This window comes from Desulfocicer niacini, assembly GCF_054657595.1.
Window position 1 is genome coordinate 1 of sequence record NZ_BAAHYK010000210.1, and the last position, 321, is coordinate 321.

Below are 321 nucleotides of genomic sequence, written 5' to 3' on the forward strand. Positions count from 1 at the left end.
TGCAAGCTTTGGTCAAAGGATTGGGTGGTATATTCCAAACCGCCTTTTTCCGGGCCGGAAACTGTTTTGGAATACATGGCGCGTTATACCCATCGGGTGGCAATCTCAAATTACAGGATCAAGTCCTGTGAAGGTGCAAAGGTCACCTTTGTATATCGAAACCGCAGGAAAGAAATCACAGAGGAGATCACCCTGGAAGCGGTGGAGTTTATCCGCCGTTTTCTTCTCCATGTAGTCCCCCGGAACTTCATGCGTATCCGGCATTTTGGATTGTTTGCAAACCGGTGCAAACAAAAAAATATAGCCCTGTGTCTCAAATTG

Annotated in this window: 1 protein-coding gene; it reads left to right on the forward strand. The window is 46.7% G+C overall.

The genetic code is table 11. The features are described 5' to 3' along the window. The coding region (locus ACYQ2M_RS25430) for an IS91 family transposase (RefSeq protein WP_459919195.1) at positions 1 to 321 on the forward strand (321 nt) is incomplete at both ends.